20 protein-coding genes and 1 pseudogene are annotated in these 19,597 nt (G+C 69.5%); 3 read left to right on the top strand and 18 right to left on the bottom strand.

The annotated features are described in order from the left end of the window. Positions 1 to 142: 142 nt before the first annotated feature. The 5 genes and pseudogenes from AB0B91_RS28795 to infC form a co-directional block, all read right to left on the bottom strand. Positions 143 to 1,231, bottom strand: a complete 1,089-nt coding sequence (locus tag AB0B91_RS28795) for a PAS domain-containing sensor histidine kinase (protein WP_358325920.1) — start codon at positions 1,229 to 1,231, stop codon at positions 143 to 145. Positions 1,232 to 1,281: 50 nt separating this feature from the next. After that, positions 1,282 to 2,085, bottom strand: coding sequence for an RNA methyltransferase (locus AB0B91_RS28790; RefSeq protein WP_358325916.1), 804 nt, complete (start codon positions 2,083 to 2,085; stop codon positions 1,282 to 1,284). A 112-nt stretch (positions 2,086 to 2,197) separates the two neighbouring features. Beyond that, positions 2,198 to 2,581 carry a 50S ribosomal protein L20 gene (gene rplT / locus AB0B91_RS28785; RefSeq protein WP_358325913.1) on the bottom strand — a complete coding sequence of 128 codons (384 nt, stop codon included), beginning with the start codon at positions 2,579 to 2,581 and terminating at the stop codon, positions 2,198 to 2,200. 24 nt (positions 2,582 to 2,605) lie between these two features. Next, on the bottom strand, positions 2,606 to 2,800 hold the full coding sequence (gene rpmI, locus AB0B91_RS28780) for a 50S ribosomal protein L35 (protein ID WP_219538505.1): 195 nt from the start codon (positions 2,798 to 2,800) through the stop codon (positions 2,606 to 2,608). 230 nt (positions 2,801 to 3,030) lie between these two features. Further along, positions 3,031 to 3,543: pseudogene (gene infC / locus AB0B91_RS28775) on the bottom strand (translation initiation factor IF-3); the annotation flags it as partial. Between the two features lie 330 nt (positions 3,544 to 3,873). Here infC and AB0B91_RS28770 point away from each other — a divergent pair. Beyond that, positions 3,874 to 4,155 (top strand): type II toxin-antitoxin system Phd/YefM family antitoxin, encoded by a 282-nt coding sequence (locus AB0B91_RS28770; protein WP_358325910.1) that lies wholly within the window; start codon positions 3,874 to 3,876, stop codon positions 4,153 to 4,155. Further along, the gene (locus tag AB0B91_RS28765) at positions 4,152 to 4,571 is read left to right on the top strand and encodes a type II toxin-antitoxin system VapC family toxin (protein WP_358325907.1); all 420 of its coding nucleotides are present in this window, start codon (positions 4,152 to 4,154) and stop codon (positions 4,569 to 4,571) included. Before AB0B91_RS28770 ends, AB0B91_RS28765 begins: the two co-directional genes overlap by 4 nt. On the opposite strand, the gene AB0B91_RS28760 is transcribed toward AB0B91_RS28765, so the two are convergent. The 10 genes from AB0B91_RS28760 to AB0B91_RS28715 all read right to left on the bottom strand — a co-directional run bounded on the left by AB0B91_RS28760 (position 4,543) and on the right by AB0B91_RS28715 (position 14,785). Beyond that, the gene (locus tag AB0B91_RS28760) at positions 4,543 to 5,400 is read right to left on the bottom strand and encodes a shikimate dehydrogenase (RefSeq protein ID WP_358325905.1); all 858 of its coding nucleotides are present in this window, start codon (positions 5,398 to 5,400) and stop codon (positions 4,543 to 4,545) included. The genes AB0B91_RS28765 and AB0B91_RS28760 overlap by 29 nt on opposite strands. Positions 5,401 to 5,584: 184 nt before the next feature. Next, the gene (mltG, locus tag AB0B91_RS28755; protein ID WP_358325903.1) at positions 5,585 to 6,739 is read right to left on the bottom strand and encodes an endolytic transglycosylase MltG; all 1,155 of its coding nucleotides are present in this window, start codon (positions 6,737 to 6,739) and stop codon (positions 5,585 to 5,587) included. Between the two features lie 226 nt (positions 6,740 to 6,965). Then, the gene (gene mltG / locus AB0B91_RS28750; protein ID WP_358325900.1) at positions 6,966 to 8,750 is read right to left on the bottom strand and encodes an endolytic transglycosylase MltG; all 1,785 of its coding nucleotides are present in this window, start codon (positions 8,748 to 8,750) and stop codon (positions 6,966 to 6,968) included. 46 nt (positions 8,751 to 8,796) lie between these two features. Next, a complete protein-coding gene (gene ruvX / locus AB0B91_RS28745) occupies positions 8,797 to 9,279 on the bottom strand; it encodes a Holliday junction resolvase RuvX (RefSeq protein ID WP_358325898.1) in 483 nt (160 codons plus the stop codon). Position 9,280: 1 nt separating this feature from the next. After that, entirely contained in the window at positions 9,281 to 11,953 is a 2,673-nt protein-coding gene (gene alaS / locus AB0B91_RS28740; RefSeq protein WP_358325895.1) for an alanine--tRNA ligase, read from the bottom strand. A gap of 17 nt (positions 11,954 to 11,970) precedes the next feature. Beyond that, on the bottom strand, positions 11,971 to 12,201 hold the full coding sequence (locus AB0B91_RS28735; RefSeq protein ID WP_358325892.1) for a hypothetical protein: 231 nt from the start codon (positions 12,199 to 12,201) through the stop codon (positions 11,971 to 11,973). Then, positions 12,198 to 12,572, bottom strand: coding sequence for a DUF948 domain-containing protein (locus tag AB0B91_RS28730; RefSeq protein ID WP_358325889.1), 375 nt, complete (start codon positions 12,570 to 12,572; stop codon positions 12,198 to 12,200). Before AB0B91_RS28730 ends, AB0B91_RS28735 begins: the two co-directional genes overlap by 4 nt. Positions 12,573 to 12,658: 86 nt before the next feature. Beyond that, positions 12,659 to 12,790: a hypothetical protein gene (locus AB0B91_RS28725; RefSeq protein ID WP_358325886.1), complete on the bottom strand. Its 132-nt coding sequence runs from the start codon at positions 12,788 to 12,790 to the stop codon at positions 12,659 to 12,661. Positions 12,791 to 12,964: 174 nt separating this feature from the next. Then, positions 12,965 to 14,266, bottom strand: coding sequence for a replication-associated recombination protein A (locus AB0B91_RS28720; protein WP_358325884.1), 1,302 nt, complete (start codon positions 14,264 to 14,266; stop codon positions 12,965 to 12,967). 39 nt (positions 14,267 to 14,305) lie between these two features. After that, positions 14,306 to 14,785 (bottom strand): DUF2231 domain-containing protein, encoded by a 480-nt coding sequence (locus tag AB0B91_RS28715; protein ID WP_358325881.1) that lies wholly within the window; start codon positions 14,783 to 14,785, stop codon positions 14,306 to 14,308. Between the two features lie 167 nt (positions 14,786 to 14,952). Between AB0B91_RS28715 and AB0B91_RS28710 the strand changes: the two genes are divergently transcribed. Further along, positions 14,953 to 15,846 carry a peptidylprolyl isomerase gene (locus AB0B91_RS28710; protein WP_358325878.1) on the top strand — a complete coding sequence of 298 codons (894 nt, stop codon included), beginning with the start codon at positions 14,953 to 14,955 and terminating at the stop codon, positions 15,844 to 15,846. Positions 15,847 to 15,902: 56 nt separating this feature from the next. Here AB0B91_RS28710 and aspS read toward each other — a convergent pair whose 3' ends face one another. Genes aspS through AB0B91_RS28695 form a run of 3 tightly spaced genes read right to left on the bottom strand, consistent with a single transcriptional unit; the run spans position 15,903 to position 19,586 of the window. Continuing rightward, positions 15,903 to 17,639 (bottom strand): aspartate--tRNA ligase, encoded by a 1,737-nt coding sequence (gene aspS / locus AB0B91_RS28705; protein ID WP_358325875.1) that lies wholly within the window; start codon positions 17,637 to 17,639, stop codon positions 15,903 to 15,905. Continuing rightward, the gene (gene hisS / locus AB0B91_RS28700; protein ID WP_358325872.1) at positions 17,636 to 18,895 is read right to left on the bottom strand and encodes a histidine--tRNA ligase; all 1,260 of its coding nucleotides are present in this window, start codon (positions 18,893 to 18,895) and stop codon (positions 17,636 to 17,638) included. Before hisS ends, aspS begins: the two co-directional genes overlap by 4 nt. Positions 18,896 to 18,905: 10 nt before the next feature. Next, on the bottom strand, positions 18,906 to 19,586 hold the full coding sequence (locus AB0B91_RS28695) for an MBL fold metallo-hydrolase (RefSeq protein ID WP_219538477.1): 681 nt from the start codon (positions 19,584 to 19,586) through the stop codon (positions 18,906 to 18,908). Positions 19,587 to 19,597 lie beyond the last annotated feature (11 nt).

Here is a 19,597-nt window from a genome sequence, read left to right as displayed (position 1 = left end):
GGGACACCTCGTCGGCATGCAACGGTGTCACCTCGACGGGGTCGTAGTCAGACAAGAGTGAGCTCCGTATCCAGGGCTTGAGCTTGACAGAGTCTAGTGGGATCCGCCCACCGGGCCGACTCACGCCCGCCCCCCGCAGGGGCTACACAGTGGCGAAGTCAGGGGTGCCGGTGGGCACGGTAAATCGGAACTCCGCCCCACCCTCGGGCGCGCGCTGCACGATGATCGTGCCGCCGTGCGCCTCGACCAGGCCCTTCACGATGAACAGGCCGAGCCCGGTGCCGCCGCGCCGGCGGCTGTTGCCGCGCCAGAACTGCCGGAAGACGCGCGGAGCCAGCTCGGGCGTGATGCCCTCACCCTCGTCGCGCACCGACACGGCAATTCCCCATCCGACGGACTCGATCTCTATGGTGACGGTGCCGCGTCCGTGGCGCACCGCGTTTTCCATCAGGTTACCGAGGATCTGGTCGATCTTGTCCTGGTCGAGCCACATCTCGGGGAGATCGTCATCGGCGACGAGGCGGAAGCGGTCCTCGGCCTCGCCCGCCGCGGCGCGGCCGGCGATGATGCGCCGCGCTCTGGCGGGCACGTCGACGACCTGGCGGTGCAGCTCCAGCCGGCCCGACTCGATGCGGGAGACGTCGAGCAGCTCCGTGATCAGCCTGGTCACCCGGTCGGCGTCGTTGTTGACGGTCTCGAGCATGACCCGCTTCTGCTCGTCGGTGAAGCGCGTCCACTTGGCCAGCAGGGTCGCGGTGAACCCCTTGACGCTGGTCAGCGGCGAGCGCAGCTCGTGGGCGACCGTGGACACCAGGTCGGCGCGGCTGCGCTCCAGCCGGGCGCGGGCGCCGCCGTCACGCAGGGTGATCGTCACCCGCTCGACGTCGCCGCACCGCTCGGGCTCGCGGGACAGCCGGGCCGCGACGTAGAGCTCCTGCCCGCCGGGCAGGTGCAGCGGCCGCTCCGGCACCCTGCTGCGGGTGCGCAGGCCGCCCTCGGGGTCGAGGGCCTTCCACCACTCGCGGCCGTCGTGGTCGCGGAAGGGGAACACCTCGTTCATGTCCTTGCCGACCGCGCGTTCTGCGGTGACGCCGGTGAGCCGCGCGGCGGCCCGGTTGACGGCCAGCACGCGGCCGAATCTGTCGGACACGATGAGGCCGTCTGGAAGATCGTCGATGGCTATCGTGCACGCGGAGGCGACCACTCGACCATCGGTGTCTGCGCCGTGCACGAACTCGCCTCCTCCGCCTACAAGGCCGACAATAGCGGGTTTCCAGCCGCCTAGGACACTCGCTGAGCCCTGGCGGAGGAGTAAAGGCATACCGCGGCCGCGGTGGCCAGGTTGAGGCTTTCGGCCTGTCCGTAGATGGGCACCCTGACCACATCGTCGGCTTCGGCGAGAACCTCCTCGGGCAGACCCCACGCCTCGTTTCCGAAGATCCACGCGGTGGGGCCCGACAGGTCGACGTCGTCGAGCGTGTGCTTGCCCGCGCCGTCGGCCGCCAGCACGCGCAGTCCGCGCTCTCTGAGTTGACGCACGGCGGCGGCCACCGGTGTACCGATGGTGACGGGCAGGTGGAACAGGCTGCCCGCGCTGGCGCGTACACACTTGCCGTTGTACGGGTCGACCGAGGCGTCTGTGAAGATCACGGAGTCGGCGCCCGCGGCGTCGGCGGCGCGCATGACGGTGCCCGCGTTGCCGGGGTCGCGCACGTGCGCGAGGACCGCGACCAGGCGCGGCTGGCCGGACAGGGCGTCGTCGAGCGGCACGTGCACCAGCCGGCACACGGCCAGCAGGCCCTGCGGGGTCACGGTCTGGGAGAGCTCCGACATGACCTCGCCGCTGGCCCGGTGGATCGGTATGCCCTTGAGCGTCGCGTCGGTGATCAGCTCGGGGTGGCGGAGCTCGGCCTCGGCGGTGGCGAACAGCTCCAGCGTCACCCCGTCGAGCTTGAGCGCCTCACGCACGGCCTGCGGCCCCTCGGCCAGGAACTTGCGGTCCTGCTCCCGGTAGGCGCGCTTGGCGAGCCTCCTGGCGGCCTTCACGCGCGGCGACTTCACGTTGGTCAGCTCGGATCCGGCCATGCTCTCCCCTGATGGTCTGTACGGCCGGGCGTACCGGCTGGACACAAAGCAAAGGGCCCACCGTCAGGTGGGCCCTCGACTGGAGCCTCGCCGGGCTCGGTCCTCAATCGCCTCAGCTCACGGCCGGGGCGTTCACGTTCGCCGGCAGCGCCTTCTTGGCGGCCTCGACGAGCGTGGCGAAGGTCTGGCTGTCGTTCACCGCGAGATCGGCGAGGATCTTGCGGTCGACCTCGATGTTGGCCAGTCGCAGACCCTGGATCAGGCGGTTGTACGTCATGCCGTTCTGACGGGCGGCGGCGTTGATCCGCTGGATCCACAGACGGCGGAAGGCACCCTTACGGTCCTTCCGGTCCCGATAGGCGTACGTCATCGAGTGGAGCATCTGCTCCTTGGCCTTGCGGTACAGACGTGACCGCTGGCCACGGTAACCGGAAGCCCGTTCGAGGACGACCTTGCGCTTCTTCTTGGCGTTGAGCGCCCGCTTCACGCGTGCCATAGTTCTCTCTCCCCGGGGGTCGCGCTACTTGGCGAGCAGCTTCTTGATCTTCTTGGAATCAGCGTCGGACAGGACGACTTCGTTCTTGAGACGGCGCGTCAGAGTAGACGACTTCCACTCGTTGTAGTGCGCGCGATTGGCACGGCGACGCACGAGCTTGCCGCTGCCGGTCAGCCGGAACCGCTTCTTCGCACCGCTGTGCGTCTTCATCTTCGGCATTCGCCGTCTCTCCTCAATTCGTCCGTGCCGGTGGCCGGGCCGGTGCTGGCCGACCCGGTCGCGGCGTCTTCGTCTGGTGGGGTGGCTGTTCGGGGTGTGCTGTTAAGGCTAACCCGAACCGCGGGTCACGCTTCCTGTACGGAGGCTTCCTGCTCGGAAGACTCCTCCGCGGAAGGCTCCTCGCCACCACGCTGGGCCTTGGCTGCGGCCTTCTCCGCCTTCGCCTCGGCCTTCTTCTTGTGCGGACCGATCACCATGATCATGTTACGGCCGTCCTGCTTGGCGTGGGACTCGACGAATCCCAGCTCCTGGACGTCGTCCGCGAGCCGCTGCAGCAGCCGGAAACCGAGTTCCGGCCGGGACTGCTCGCGACCACGGAACATAATCGTGACTTTGACCTTGTCCCCTGCCTTGAGGAACCGCACCACGTGACCCTTCTTGGTCTCGTAGTCGTGCGGGTCGATCTTCGGCCGGAGCTTGATCTCCTTGATGATCGTGTGCGCCTGATTCTTGCGCGCCTCGCGCGCCTTCATCGCGGACTCGTACTTGAATTTGCCGTAGTCCATGAGCTTGCACACGGGCGGTCGAGCCGTGGCCGCGACCTCGACCAGGTCGAGGTCGGCCTCCTGAGCGAGCTTGAGGGCATCGTGAATGGAGACGATGCCTACCTGCTCGCCGTTCGGGCCCACGAGGCGCACCTCGGGAACTCGGATACGCTCGTTGATGCGGGGCTCAGTGCTGATGGGGCCTCCTAGGTTTGCGATCCCGTACGTGCTCGGTGCCGAGGAACTCCGCGCAAACGCGAAAAGCCCCGCACGTCGCGCATGCGGGGCCACTGAGCTCATTGGCATCGTGGCCGTAAGCTCCCCGGAGTAAGTCCGGCGTGATCCTGGACCCGGCCACCTCTCGGTGACACAGGTGGGAGGGAGACCTCCGCTTGCGCGTCCAGCAAGGCATGCCGGACCGATCAGAGAGCTACGTTACCACAACCACGAGAGTTCCTCGAATCATCCCCACCGACCAGAACCTCTGCACTAAAATTCTGTCCAGAAAACTAGCCAGAACGAGGGCATATGGCCGTAGAGCAGCTCGAAGAGACCAGATGGCAGCTGCAGGAGGCCAAACAGCGCTTCAGCGAGGTCGTCCGCCGGGCCCATGACGAGGGACCGCAGATCGTCACCAGGCACGGGCAGGATGTGGCGGTGATCCTGGGCATGGAGGAATACCGCCGGCTCAAGGGCGAGCAGCCCGACTTCAAGGAATTCCTGCTCTCAGGTCCCGACCTGAGCGCGCTCGATCTCACCCGCGACAAGAGCAGCGCGATGCGGGACATCGACTTCGAGGGCATCGAGTGAGCTACGTTCTCGACACCAACGTCGTCTCGGAAATGACCAAGCGGGTCAGAGACGACAGCGTGCAGAGGTGGCTCGACACCGTCAGCGGGCCCAGCCTCTATGTGAGTGTCATGGTGTTCGGCGAGATCCGCGAAGGTGTCGAGTTGCTGCGCCGCCGCGACCCACTCCAGGCAGGTGGCTACGAGCCCTGGCTGGATCGTCTCCAGCACCAGTTCAGGACTCGGGTGCTGCCCGTCACCGCCGCCGTGGCCGAGGAATGGGGGCGGATGCGCGCCGTGCGGCCGCTCCCGATCGTCGATGGCCTCGTCGCCGCCACCGCCCGCGCGCATGACTGGACCCTCGTCACCCGCAATGTGCAGGACTTCGTGGGCCTCGACGTCCAGTTGATCAACCCGTTCGACTGGCCGCCCGTCTGAGGATCTCCGCCTCACCGGCCGCGCGCATGGCCTCCACCGGCACATCCGTCCGGCCCGTCATCAGTTCCACCTGCCGCACCGCCTGGTGCAGCAGCATCGCGAACCCCCCGACCACGGTGCCGCCAGCGGCCTGGACGGCCGCCGCCGCGCTGGTCGGCCAGGGCGAGTAGACCACGTCGAAGAGCGCGGGAACCCGCGCCAGCCGCGCCGCGAAGGCGTCGGCCGCGCCGCCCGGCAGTGTGGACACCACCAGATCCACCCGCGTCGAGACGTCGAGCTTGTCGAACGTCTCCACCGCCAGCGCCATCCCGAGCCGCTCGGCCACCCCTGCCGTCTCCCCCGCCCTGGCGGGGTCACGGACCAGCAGGGTCGCGGAGTACAGCCCCAGGCCGCGCAGCGCCGCCAGCGCCGAAGCAGCGGTGGCGCCGCCGCCCAGCACGGTCGCCGACCTCGGCGCCGGCACCCCGGCCTCGGCCAGCGCCCGTTCGATCCCGTAGACGTCGGTGTTGTCCCCATGGCTCGCGCCGTCGCGGAACACCACGGTATTGGCGCCGCCCACCTCCACGGCCAGGTCGGAGACGCTGTCGAGCAGCGGCAGCACGGCCCGTTTGAGCGGCATGGTCAGCGACAATCCCGCCCAGGCCCCCTCGTCCCCCGGCACCTCACCGCGGCGCGGCCTGAGCGTCGGCAGCAGGCCGGGCAGCCGGGCCTCGTCGCACTCCAGGGCCTCGTAACTCCACCTGTCGAGCCCCATCGCCCGATAGGCCGCCCGATGCAGGAAGGGCGACAGCGAATGCCCGATCGGCGCCCCCAGCACCCCTGCCCGCACGTGCTTCTCCTTACTACTCAAAGCCCTACTGCCTTCTTTTGTACGGCATGCCCGGCAGGCCCCAGTCGCCGTACAGGGCTCAGGGCCTCCAGGGAGACGGCCGCTGAGCCCGCACAGGGCTGGGCATCGTTACGAGACGGTGAGACCGGTGGCGTGGCCGGCTTCCGCCGCTCAGCCCGAGGCGTCAGCCGCCGTTCTGACGGTATTCGTTGAGCAATTCCTGGAACTGCGCGTCCGTGACGGCGAACTTGGTGATCTTGCTCTTCGGGTCGGTGGCGACGAAGTAGAGCCAGTCGCCCTTCGTCGGGTTGAGAGCCGCCTCGATCGCGTGGTCGCCCGGGTTGGAGATGGGGCCGGGCGGGAGGCCCAGGTATTTGTAGGTGTTGTACTTGGAGGTACTCTCCAGCTGCGCGTGCGTCGCGGCCGTGCCGCGCTTGCCCAGCCCGTAGAACACCGTGCTGTCCATCTTCAGCGGCATCTCCGGCTCGTGGGCGAGCCGGTTGTAGATGACGCGGGCGATCTTCGGCATGTCCTCGTAGCGGCCGGCCTCGGCCTGGACGATGCTGGCGATCGTGATGATCTCGGCGGGGGTGCGCCGCAGGGCCTTGGCGCCACCCACGAGGTCGGCCTTGTCCGCCGTCTGGTTGAAGCGGTCGACCATCTGCGACAGCATCTCGGCCGGCGTGGTCTTCGGCTGGAACTCGTACGTGGCGGGGAAGGCGTAGCCCTCGAGCTTGCCCTTGGCATACGGGGGCAGCTCCATGTCGCCGGTGTCCTTGGCGGCGGCGACGAACTCCTTCAGCGGCTTGCCGGTCTTCTGGGCGAGCCGGCCGAGGACGTCGATGAGGCGCAGCCCCTCCTCCAACGTGATCTTGACGATCAGCTTGTTGGCCGAGTCGAGCATCGTCACCGCGTTGGCGGCTGACATGCCCTTGCGCAGGGTGTACTGGCCCGGCTGGAGCGCGCCGCTCTTGTTGGCGTTGGCGATCGCGTTGGTGAACGCCCTGGCGCTGGCGACGACCCCCTGCCGCTCCAGCTCCACCGCCACGTCGGAGGCGCTCTGGCCGTCCTTGATCTCGACGGTCACTTCACCCTTGCCCGCACCGGTGAAGTCGTCGGGCACCAGAGCGCCACTGATCCACTGATAACCGAAATAGCCGCCGCCGCCGAGGATGCCGGCCAGGACGATGAAGGCGAGCAGCGGCGCGATGAAACCGCCCCGGTTTCGGCGCCTGCGGCGCCTGCGGCTGCCGCTCTTGCCGTTACCTCGGGCGCGGCGCCGGGAGGAGCCTTCGTCGTCCTCGGCGCCGAGCAGGAAATCCATGTCGAGATCGTTCATAGGTGCGCAGGCCAATCTCCCGGTACGTCCGGCCCGGCGTCAAGCGGAGCTGCCGAACCGTTGGGGGTCACCGAGCGGGGGGACCGCCGGGCGTGCACCCACGACCGGCGGATATCACTCTGGGTAGCCATGCTAGAGGACGGGAAGAGCGCGCGGCCCCCTGCTCGGGGGTTCCGCACGGGGATTTCGAAGATCCCCGGCGGGACGAGGCGGGTCCCGGCAAGCATCATTTCGTCCTGAGGTTACGGTTCAGCTCTTCCCGGTATCTCACGAACTCGCTCTCTTTGTTGGTGAATTTGGTGATTCTATGCGCCGGATCCGTGGTCACAAACCAGTGCCAATCACCCTTCGCCGGATGGAGGGTCGCTATCAGCGCCTTCTCCCCGGGATTGGCGATGGGGCCCGGCGGCAGTCCGGTGTGGGCGTAGGTGTTGTACGGTGATCGGACCTTGGTGTCGCTCTCGGTGACTTTCGCGGTCCGCTTGCCCTGGGCGTACAGGACGGTGCTGTCGATCTGGAGCGGCGTGCCGCGCTGGAGCCGGTTGTAGATCACTCTGGAGATCTTGGGATAGTCCTCGTCCCTGCCGCCCTCGGCCTGCACCATGCTGGCCACCGTGACGGCCTCCAGCGGGGTCAGATGCACCCGCGCCGCCTTCTCCACCAGCTTCACCTTCCGCGCCGCCGCGCGGAACCGCTCCACCATCGCGGCCAGCAGGTCGACGGCCTTGTCGCCGGGCTCGACCTCGTACGTGGCGGGAAACAGGAACCCTTCGAGGCCCCGGGCGTACTTGGGCAGCCCGACGAGAGCCGTGTCGACCGCCTGCAGCTCCTTGAGTGCCAGCCCGGACTGGGCGGCCACCCGTACGAGGGTCTCGCCCGCCCGCATGCCCTCGGGCACGGTGACGCGCCTGATCACCTTTGAGGCGGGCGCGAGCAGCAGATCGAGCGCGGCGCCGGCGGCCATGCCCTTGCGCAGCCGGTAGTGCCCCGGATGCAGGCGTCCTGCCACGGCGCGCTCCTTGGTCACGTTCACGAACGATCGCGCGCTGGCCACCACCCCCGCGTCGGCCAGCACGGCGCCGATGTCCCCCGCGTTGGCGCCCGGCGGGATCCTTACGGTCACGCTCCCGCTGCCCGTGCCCTTGAAGTCGTCGGGGGCCAGGTACGGCTTGAGCACCCCGTACGCCCCGGCACCGATCGCGGCGATCGACGCCGTCACCACGAGGCCCAGCAGCGCGGCCTTACGCAGGGCAGCCCGCCTCCCTCGCCGCCCGGCCCCACGCCCGCTCCCGCCTGTGGCCTCACTCCTGGACGCACCACCGCCCTTGGCCCCGACGCTGGGCGCGTCCCTGGCCTCGTCCGCGGGTACGGCAAGGCGTTGCCGGCCGAGCTGGGCCGGATCTGCGCCGAACGCGTCCTCGGCCGAACTCTCGCCCTTCGCCTCGCCGTCAGTCCCGACCTCGGCCGCGCTCCCGCCCTTGGCCACGTCACCGTCACCGGCCCCGGCCGCGCTACCGTCCGTTGCGGACGCGTAACCGCCTGCCGCAGCAGATGTGAGGTCACCGCCGCCGAGTGAGTCGCCCGGATCCGTACCGGAGACGCCGCCATCAGACGCGCCACCACCGGATGTGCCGCTGTCAGGACGCATGCCCCCGCCGGACGTGCCGCCGTCAGCAAGCGCGCCACCATCGGGCGCACCGCCGTCGGACGGAACACCACGAGGAAGCGCGTCGCCGTCGGATGTACCGCCGTCAGGACGCATGCCCCCGCCCGACGTGCCGCCGTCAGCAAGCGCGCCATCACCGCCGTCAGAAAGCATGCCCCCGTCGGTCGGGCCGAGGTCGTCCGCGTGGCACTCCCGGCCGTCCGTTGCCGGGTCAGCCGTCAAGTGCTCCGGAGATCCCACGTCGTCCGGCACCGCGACGCCGTCCGGCGCCACGGCCGGCACCACAGCGGCGTCCGGGTCCCGGTCGAACGGGATCAGGTCGTCGTCGTCCGGTGGGTTGCTCATGCGGCCACCCCCGGCCGATCCCCGCCGTCCCCGATGGGCAGCCCGGTCATGAGGCGGGTCCGTCGGCCGCCGTGGAGGGCGGATCGACGGGCCTGCCGGGTGGTCTGTCCGTGGCTCTCTCGACGTCGAGCGCGTCCTGCAGCAGCACGACCGCCGCCGCCTGGTCGACGACCGCGCGCTGCTTCTTGGCCCGCACGCCGCTGGCCCGGAGCCCCTGCTGCGCCGCGACCGTGGTCAGCCGCTCGTCGAAGAGGCGGACGGGGGTGGGCGCCAGGCGAACGGCCAGCGAAATGGCGAACTCCCGGGCCAGCGCGGCGGCCGGCCCTTCGCGGCCCGACAGCGAGGTGGGCAGCCCGACCACGACCTCGATCGCCGAGTGTTCGTCGGCGATCGCGGCGATGCGATCGAGGTCGCCCTGGCCGCGCCGGACGGTCTCCACCGGGGTGGCCAGCAGGCCCGAAGGGTCGCTGCGGGCCACGCCGATGCGTACGGACCCGACGTCCACGCCGATCCGTGAACCGAACCGCATATCAGCCGAGCTGCTCCGCGATGGCCTGCTCGACCAGTCGCAGCGCGTCGCCGATCGCCTCCGGTCGTGTGCCGCCGCCTTGCGCGACATCGTCCTTGCCGCCACCGCCACCCCCAAGTGCCTTGGCGGCGACGCCGACCAGTCGTCCGGCCTTGAGCCCGCGCTCGCGTCCCGCCTCGTTGACCGCGGCAACCACCACGGGCCGGTCGGAGGGGACACCCGCGATCACGATGACCGCCGGTCGGTCAGCTGGGAACCTGCCACGCACATCAAGTGCGAGCTTACGCAGATCGTCCGCGCCAGTGCCGTCAGGCGCGCGGTGCGTCACCACGGAGACTCCGTGCAGGTCGCCGGCTTGGGCCGCCAGCTCGCCCGCCACCTGGAGCACCTGTGCGGACCGGAGCCGCTCCAGCTCCTTCTCGGCGGTGCGCAGGCGGGTGACGATGCCCTCGACGCGCTCGGGCAGCTCCTCGCGGCGTGCCTTGAGCTGCTCGGTGAGCTGCGCGACCAGGACGCTCTCGCGGGCCAGGAAGCGGAACGCGTCGATGCCGACGAGCGCCTCGACACGGCGCACACCGGCGCCGACCGACTGCTCGCCGAGCACCTTGACCAGGCCGAGCTGGCCGGAACTGTGAACGTGGGTGCCGCCGCAGAGCTCGCGCGAGTAGTCGCCGATCTCCACGACGCGGACCTCGTCGCCGTACTTCTCGCCGAACATCGCCAGCGCGCCCATCGCCCGGGCCTCCGACTGGGAGGTGTAGAAGGCGTTGACCTTGAGGTCGTTGATGAGCACCGCGTTGACCTCGTCCTCGACATCACGCAGCACGCTCGGCGGCACCGCGCCCGCCGCGGTGAAGTCGAAGCGGAAGCGGCCGGGCGAGTTTTCGGAGCCGGCCTGCGCCGCCGTCTCGCCCAGCGCGTTCTTGAAGCCGCGGTGGACGAGGTGGGTGGCGCTGTGGCTGCGCGAGATCGCGCGGCGCCGCTCGAGGTCGATCTCCGCCTGGGCGTCGTCGCCGACCTTGAGCTCACCCTTGCGGATCTTGCCGCGGTGGATGACGAGGCCCGCGAGCGGCGTCTGCACGTCGTGGATCTCGACCTCGGCGCCGCCGGTGCGGATCACGCCCTGGTCGGCCAGCTGGCCGCCGCCCTCGGCGTAGAAGGGCGTGCGGCCGAGCACGACCTCCACGTCGGTGCCCGCGCCCGCCGCGGGGACCGGGACCCCGTCGACCAGGATGCCGACGATGCTGGTGTCCGCCTCGGTCTGGTCGTAGCCGAGGAACTCGACCCGGCCCGCCTTCTCCAGCAGCTGCCCGAAGACGGAGATGTCGGCGTTGCCGGTCTTCTTCGCCGCCGCGTCGGCCTTGGCGCGGTCGCGCTGCTCCTTCATCAGGCGGCGGAAGCCCTCCTCGTCGACCTGGAGTCCGTGCTCGGACGCCATTTCGAGGGTGAGGTCGATCGGGAAGCCGTAGGTGTCGTGCAGCTGGAACGCCTGATCGCCGGAGAGCGTGGTGCCGGACTTGCGCTTGGTCTCCTCCACCGCGACGTCGAAGATGGCGGTGCCGGTGCGCAGCGTGCCGAGGAAGGACGCCTCCTCGGCGTCGATGACCCCGTGGATCTGCGGCGCGTCGGCCTTGAGCTGCGGATATTGCTCGCTCATCACGTCGATCGCGACGGCGGTCAGCTCGTGCATGTAGCGCTCGTCGCCGGAGCCGAGCAGGCGCAGGTTGCGGACCGAGCGGCGCAGGATGCGGCGCAGCACGTAGCCGCGGCCCTCGTTGCCGGGCATGACGCCGTCGGCGACGAGCATGGTGCCGGTGCGCACGTGGTCGGCGATCACCCGGAGGCTGACGTCGGAGCGGTGGTCGCGGCCGTAGCGGGTCTTGGTGAGCTCGGCCGCCTTGTCGAGGATCTTGTAGGTGGTGTCGATCTCGTAGATGTTGTCGACGCCCTGCAGGATCGCCGCCATGCGCTCCAGGCCCATGCCGGTGTCGATGTTCTTGGCGGGCAGGCCGCCGATGATGTCGAAGTCGACCTTGCTGCGGACCTCGCCCAGCTGGTCCTGCATGAAGACGAGGTTCCAGACTTCGAGGTAGCGGTTCTCGTCGGCGATGGGGCCGCCCTCGCGACCGTATTCGGGGCCGCGGTCGTAGTAGATCTCCGAGCACGGGCCGCCGGGGCCGGGCACGCCCATGTGCCAGTAGTTGTCTTCGAGGCCGCGGCGCTGGATGCGGTCGAGGGGCAGGCCGACCTTGTTGTGCCAGATGTCGAGCGCCTCGTCGTCGTCGAGGTAGACGGTCGCCCAGAGGCGGTCGGCCGGGAAGCCGAAGCCGCCCTCGGACTCCGGCTTGGTCAGCAGCTCCCAGGCGAACGGGATCACGTCGGCCTTGAAGTAGTCGCCGATGGAGAAGTTGCCGAGCATCTGGAAGAACGTCGCGTGCCGGGTGGTCTTGCCGACCTCGTCGATGTCGGGCGTGCGCACGCATTTCTGCGCGGTGGCCAGCCGGACCGCCGGAGGCTTGCGCTGCCCCAGGAAGTACGGCTTGAACGGCGCCATACCCGCGTTGACCAGGAGAAGCGTCGGGTCCTCAGCGATCAGGCTGGCCGAGGGCACTACCTTGTGCCCACGCTCCTCGAAGAAGCGCAGGAAGCGGCGGGCGATCTCTGCCGACTCCATGGGGGCCATCCTTTGCGTTAGTCGTTTTTGTCAGGGTTGTCGAGCCCGAACCGGGCCCGCAACTCCATTTCACGCTCCGCGGCCTCGCCGAACGCGTCAGATGTAAAGTCTCTCACCCGTCCGAGCATGCTCGCGGCGCCGCCGACCGTCCGGCGGGCCACGTGGTTGGGGTGGAGCGCCTGCAGCCTGCGCATCACCCAGAGGGTCAGCAGCGCGCCGAGCGACAGGTAGAACAACCGTCTGATCATCGCCGCCGCCCCGCCTTGCGCGGCCTGCGTACCTCGATGGCCCTGCGCACACCGTAGCCGATGGCCGAGACCTTGATCAGCGGTCCGGTGAACACGGTCTGGGTGACGGCGCTGAGCTTGGCGGCGTGGGAGCTCACCTGCTTGACGTCCTTGGTGATGGCCTCGACGGCCACCAGCTGCCTGTTGGTCTCGTTGACCGTCAGGCTCATGTCGTCGAGCAGCGGCGCCATGCGGGCGCTCAGGTCGGCCACCGCCCTGCCGGTCTCGGTGATCAGCCTGGTGAGCTTGACCAGCACCGTGACGAGCACGCAGACCAGGACGATCCAGCCGGTGGCGGCGATCAGCCCGGCGACCTCTCCAGCGGTAAGCATCCGCTCATCTCCCTCGTACGCTGGGCCGGAACGGCAAGAACCCTATCGCGTTCGAGGGCCCAGGCTACTGGGGACACCGAGCTCGATCAGGCCGCCACGTCGGTGGCGACCGTTTCCCCGCTCGACCGCACGGGCCCGCGAGCACCGCCGGGCTCGGGCACGACCAGCCGCTCCGGCATGCCCGTGGCCGCCGCGCGGCGGCGAAGCCGAGCTGCCACCACAACCGCCCGTAGGCCAACGGGATCATGACAAACCACGCCACCGGCCAAGAAGCCGTCGTATCGGCGGCCAACCCCGTGCGGGGTCAGAGGCCGTCCCCCTGGAGGCCCTCAGCCCCGGTCGGCGTCTGGCACCGACCAGGCCGTGCCGTAACAAAGAAAAGTAGTTGATCTTCAAGACCCACGCAGAAAGTCACGTATCCGCGCCCACCGCTCGGCCAGGACCCCCTCGCCGCCGTGCTTGGTGGGCTCGTAGTAGCGCTTGCCGCGGACCTGCTCCGGCGCGTAATCCTGGCGGACCAGCCCGTGCTCGAAGTCGTGCGGGTACTTGTAGCCGTCGCCGTGGCCCAGCTTGGCGGCGCCCGGGTAGTGGGCGTCGCGCAGGTGGCCGGGCACCTGCCCGATCAAGCCGCGGCGCACGTCGCCGATCGCCGCCCCGATGGCCTTCACGACGGCGTTGGACTTGGGCGCCAGCGCGCAGTGGATGACCGCGTGGGCCAGGTTGATCTGGCCCTCCGGCAGGCCGATCAGCTGCACCGCCTGGGCCGCGGCGACCGCGGTCTGCAGGCAGGTCGGGTCGGCCATGCCGACGTCCTCCGAGGCGAAGATGACGATGCGGCGGGCGATGAAGCGCGGGTCCTCGCCGGCCTCGATCATCCGGGCCAGGTAGTGGAGCGCGGCGTCGGCGTCGGAGCCGCGCATCGACTTGATGAACGCGCTGATGACGTCGTAGTGCTGGTCGCCCTGCCGGTCGTAGCGGACGGCCGCCTTGTCGACGGCCTTCTCCACGACCTCGACCGTGATGTCGTCGGCCAGCAGCGCGGCGGCTTCGAGGTAGGTCAGGGAGCGGCGGGCGTCGCCGCCCGCCAGCCGTACGAGATGCTCCAGGGCCTCGGGGTCGAGGGTGGCGCGGCCGCCGAGACCGCGCTCGTCGGACACCGCGCGTTCCAGGACCACGCGGACGTCGTCGTCGCTCAGGGACTCGAGCGTGAGCAGCAGCGAGCGCGACAGCAGGGGTGAGATGACGGAGAAGAACGGGTTCTCGGTGGTCGCGCCGATGAAGGTGACCCAGCGGTTCTCGACGGCGGGCAGCAGGGCGTCCTGCTGGGCCTTGTTGAAGCGGTGGACCTCGTCGACGAAGAGCACGGTCTGCCGGCCGGTCATGCCCAGCTCGCGCTTGGCGGTGTCGATGGCGGCGCGTACGTCCTTGACCCCGGCCGAGACGGCGGAGACCTCGACGAAGCGCCGCTTGGTGACGTTGGAGACGACGTAGGCCAGTGTGGTCTTGCCGGTGCCCGGCGGTCCCCACAGGAAGAGCGACATCGGCGCCTCGCTCTCGACCAGCCTGCGCAGCGGGGTGCCCGGGCCCAGCAGGTGGCGCTGGCCGATCACCTCGTCGAGCGTGCGCGGCCGCATCCGGACCGCGAGGGGTTGCGGCGTGGCGTCCGCAGCCGCCGAATCGAACAGACTCTCCACAACGTGAGATTACAGGGTGGACCGGGTACGGCGGTCCCCCTACGCGCCCCAGACGGCTCTGGCGCCCGAGTCACCGGCGCGGAAGACGAAGTAACCGACCACCACGGCGAGCAGCACCGTCACGCCGGACAGCACGAGCGTGACCGGACGGCCGAACCGGTCGCCGAGCGAGCCACGACTCGGGCTGGTGGCATAGACGAGCAGCAGCGCGGCGACCCCGAGTCCGGCGGCCGACAGCAGCAACGGGTTGGCGAAGCTCTCATGGGCAGAGATCCGCTGGCTCAGGGTGCCGTCGACACTGGCGAAGCGGGCCTCCTTGAGGCTCTCACCGCTCTCCTTGGCCGCGAAGACGGCCGCGGGCGCCCCCACGGAGAGCAGGACCACCGCCCACGCCAGCATCGGCCGCCAGCGGCTCAGCACCGCGTACGCCACGGAGGCGCAGGACAGGAGGGGGGTCAGCACCACCGCGAAGTGGATGATCAGCGGATGGGCCGGCAGGCCGAAGATCTCGTTGAACATGTCAGCGCTCCTAGTTCTCATTTCAACTACGAATAGCGACACGATATGGTTCGCCGTCTATCCCGTCACTCTGAGTGGTTTCCTCCTCTTACGTCCGGCACATCGAAGGGCCGGTAGCATTCGCGGAGTTGTTTGGTCATGTACAGGCAAAAGTGGAGGGCATACCGGTGAGCGGCGAAGACCGCCAGAGCCAGCTGGCTCGGGAGCACAAGGAGCGCCAGGAACAGCGCGCGGCCGCGGACGCCGCCAAGGCGAGGCGCAACATCTTCATCGGGGCGGGCCTCGCGGTCGTCGTGGTGGCGGGCGGCATCTACGCCGCGACCACGCTGGTCGGCAAGGACGATCCGGCCCAGAAGGTCTCGGCCGAGAGCAGTCCGTCGGCCTCGACCAGCGCCGCTCCCTCGCCGACCCCGTCGCTGTCCTCGCTGCCGAAGAAGGCCGGCAAGGTGACCTGCACGTACAAGCGGGATACCTCTGACGTGCCGATGAAGTACGTGGGCATGCCCGGCAGCAAGCCGGACATGAAGCTGAAGACGATGACCGTCTTCACCAACCACGGCAAGATCGTCATCGACGTCGACCCGGCCGCGACGCCGTGTTCGGTCAACTCGATGGCCTTCCTCGCCAAAAAGAACTTCTACAACAACACCAAGTGCCACCGCCTGGTGACGCCGGAGACGGCGGGGCTGTTCCTGCTGCAGTGCGGCGACCCCAAGGCCAAGGCCGACGGCAAGAACCCGACCGACGGCCAGGGCACGGCGGGCTACGTCTACGGGGACGAGGCCGTGGGCTCGATTCCGTACACCCGCGGCGTGGTGTTCCTCACCCAGCCGCAGGACGCGGCCGGCCAGAACAGCAGCCAGTTCGCCATCTCGCTGTCGGATGAGAACACGCAGATCGAGGCCCAGTACTCGGTGCTCGGCATGGTCCGCTCGGGCCTGGAGATCATCGAGAAGGTCGCCAAGGACGGCGTCCTCGTCAGCAAGGACGACATCACCGGCGACGGCGGCTCGACCGCCCCGAAGAACCCGATCATCATCGAGAAGGTCACGGTCGACTAGCCGTAAACGACAGGGCGCCCCGTCTCTCCAGGAGAGGCGGGGCGCTCTGCTCTGTGTCAGCCCTCGGTCTTGGGCTTGGCGTCGACGCCCGCCTCCTTGCGCTGCTCGCCCGTGATCGGCGTCGGCGCGCCGGTGAGCGGGTCGAACCCGGAGGCGGTCTTCGGGAAGGCGATCACGTCGCGGATCGACTCGCCGTCGGCCAGCAGCATGCAGATGCGGTCCCAGCCGTAGGCGATGCCTCCGTGCGGGGGCGGGCCGTACTTGAACGCCTCCAGCAGGAAGCCGAACTTGTTCTCGGCCTCCTCCTTGGAGATGCCGAGCACGTCGAAGACGCGCTGCTGCATCTCCGCCCGGTGGATACGGATGGAGCCGCCGCCGATCTCCATGCCGTTGCAGACCATGTCGTAGGCGTAGGCCAGGGCCTCGCCCGGGTGGTCCTGGAAGTTGTCGGCCCATTCGGGCTTGGGGCCGGTGAACGGGTGGTGCACGGCCGTCCAGCCGCCTTCGCCGTCCTCCTCGAACATGGGCGCGTCGACGACCCACAGGAACGACCAGAGCGACTCGTCGATGAGGCCGCAGCGGCGGCCGATCTCCAGCCGGGCCGCGCCGAGCAGGTCGCGTGCCGCGTTGCGCGCGCCGGCCGCGAAGAAGACCGCGTCGCCCGGCTGAGCGCCGACCTTCGCCGCAAGTCCGGAAATTTCCTCTTCTGAGAGGTTCTTTGCCACCGGGCCGCCGAGCGTGCCGTCCTCCTGGACGAGCACGTACGCCAGGCCCTTGGCGCCACGCGAGCGCGCCCACTCCTGCCAGCCGTCGAGCTCCTTGCGGGTCTGCGAGGCGCCGCCCGGCATGACGACCGCGCCCACGTAGTCGGCCTGGAACACGCGGAAGGAGGTGCCGGCGAAGTAGCCGGTCATCTCGACGAGCTCCTGGCCGAAGCGCAGGTCGGGCTTGTCGGAGCCGTAGCGGGACATCGCGTCGGCGTAGGTCATGCGGGGCAGCGGCGTCGGGAGCTCGTAGCCGAGCGTCTCGCGCCACACGCGGCTGATGAGCTTCTCGCCGACCTCGATGACGTCTTCCTGGTCGACGAACGACATCTCGACGTCGATCTGGGTGAACTCCGGCTGCCGGTCGGCCCGCAGGTCCTCGTCGCGGTAGCACTTGGCGAGCTGGTAGTAGCGCTCCAGCCCGCCCACCTGGAGCAGCTGCTTGAACAGCTGCGGCGACTGCGGCAGGGCGTACCAGTTGCCCGGCTGGAGCCGGACCGGCACCAGGAAGTCGCGCGCGCCCTCGGGGGTGGACCTGGTCAGCGTCGGCGTCTCGACGTAGACGAAGCCGAGCTCGTGCATGACCTCGTTGGCCAGGTAGGTGGCCTTCGAGCGGACCCGCAGGGCGTTGGCCACCTGCGGGCGGCGGATGTCGAGATAGCGGTACTTGAGGCGGGCCTCCTCCGAGACGGCCGTGCCGCCCTCGATCGGGAAGGGCAGCGGCGCGGACTCGCTGAGCACCTCGACCCGCTCGGCGACCACCTCGATCGCGCCGGTGGGCAGCTCGGGGTTCTCGTTGCCCTCCGGCCTGACCCGGACCTGGCCCACGACCAGCACGCAGTATTCGGCGCGCAGGTCGTGCGCGTGGTCCTCCTCGCGGAAGACCACCTGCGCCGAGCCGGACGCGTCGCGCAGGTCGATGAAGACCACACCGCCGTGATCACGGCGCCGGGCCACCCATCCTGCGAGCGTCACCTGCTGCCCGGCGTGCTCCTCGCGGAGCGACCCGGCGGTATGCGTGCGCATCACTGCACTTTCCCCTTCAAGACATCGACGACCTGGGCCAACGGCACCTCGGTCTGCTCAGCGGTGGTCAGGTCTTTCAGTTGTACGGCCTGCGCGGCCAGGTCACGCTCGCCCAGGATCAGCGCGAACCGGGCACCCGAGCGGTCGGCGCCCTTCATCGCGCCCTTGAGCCCCTTGCCGCCGTAGGCCAGGTCGGCGCTGACGCCCGCCTGGCGCAGCTCGGTCACGAGCAGGAACATCCGGCGGCGGGCTTCGTCACCCAGCGGGACACCGTACACCTGGACGCGTCCCGGTGCGGTGTCGCCGATCAGTCCCTCGGCCTCCATGGCGAGGACCGTGCGGTCGACGCCGAGCGCCCAGCCGACGCTGGGCAGGGGCGGCCCGCCGAGCATCTCGCTGAGCCCGTCGTAGCGCCCGCCGCCGCCGACCGCGGACTGCGAGCCGAGCCCGTCGTGGACGAACTCGAACGTGGTGCGCGTGTAGTAGTCGAGCCCGCGCACCAGCCGCGGATCGTCCTCGTAGGCGACGCCCGCGGCGCTCAGCAGCGCCCGGACCTCCTCGTGGTAGGACTCGCACGCGGCGCACAGGTGGTCGATGACCAGGGGCGCGCCGGTCAGCTGCGACTGCACCTCGGGCCGCTTGTCGTCGAGCACCCGCAGCGGGTTGATCTCGATCCGGGCCCTGGTGTCGGCGTCGAGGTCGAGCCCGCGCAGGAACTCCTGCAGCTTCGCCCGGTAGGTGGGCCGGCAGGTCTTGTCGCCCAGCGAGTTGATCAGCAGCCGGACGCCCGTCAGGCCGAGCGAGGCGAAGCCCTGGGCGCCCAGCACGACGAGCTCGGCGTCGAGCGCGGGATCCTCGGAGCCGAGCGCCTCGGCGCCGACCTGCCAGAAGTGACGGTATCGGCCCTTCTGGGAGCGTTCGTAGCGGAACTGGCTGCCGGAGTACCACAATTTGACCGGAAGTTGGCCATTGTGCAGGCCGTGCTGCAGGACCGCGCGCACGACCGACGCGGTGCCCTCGGGCCGCAGCGTCAGAGAGCGGCCCGCTTTGTCGGGGAAGGTGTACATCTCTTTGGACACGATGTCAGTCGACTCGCCGACGCCCCTGGCGAACAGCTGCGTGTCCTCGAACACCGGCGTCTCGATGTAGCCGTAGCCGGCCAGGCGGGCCGGGCCGACGAGGGCTTCGCGTACGGCGAGGACCTGCTCGGAGCGGGGCGGCAGCCAGTCGAAGGTGCCCTTTGGCGCTTGGAAACTCATGAGATCCCTGTTAGATGCCTCGTGTGGGACCGGCGTGCGGCGCGGCTTCCTTCAGATATGGATTGGTGGCGCGCTCGCGGCCGATCGTGGTCTGTGGTCCGTGGCCCGGCAGGACGACCGTATCGTCAGGCAGCGGCAGGCACTTGTCGGCCAGGCTGCGCAGGATCGTCGGGTAGTCGCCGCCCGGCAGGTCGGAGCGGCCGATGGAGCCGGCGAACAGCAGGTCGCCCGAGAGCATCACCTCGTCGTCGGGCAACCGGAAGCTCACCGACCCCCTGGTATGGCCGGGTGTGTGGTCGACCACGATCTCCAGCCCGGCCAGCGGCAGCACGGCCCCGTCGGACAGCTCGCGTACGTCGTCGGGCTCGCTCAGCGTGATGCCGCCGAACATCGAGGAGCTCGTCGGCGACCAGCCCGCGGCCGGGTCGCTCAGCAGGTGCCGGTCGTCGGGGTGGATCCAGGCGGGCACGTCGCGCGCGCCGCAGACCGGGGCCACCGACCAGACGTGGTCGAGGTGACCGTGGGTGAGCAGCACCGCCACCGGCTTGAGCCGATGCTCTCTCAGCAGCTCGTCGACCCCGTCGACCGCGTCCTGACCTGGATCGACGATCACGCACTCCTCGCCCGCTGCGGGCGCGACGACGTAACAATTGGTCTGGAAGGCCCCTGCGGGGAAGCCTGCGATGAGCATCTGCCTCAGCT

The organism is Nonomuraea sp. NPDC049141 (assembly GCF_040648415.1).
Classification (GTDB): domain Bacteria; phylum Actinomycetota; class Actinomycetes; order Streptosporangiales; family Streptosporangiaceae; genus Nonomuraea.
Note: the sequence above shows the minus strand (reverse complement) of the source record. Positions and strands in the feature narration are given on the sequence as shown.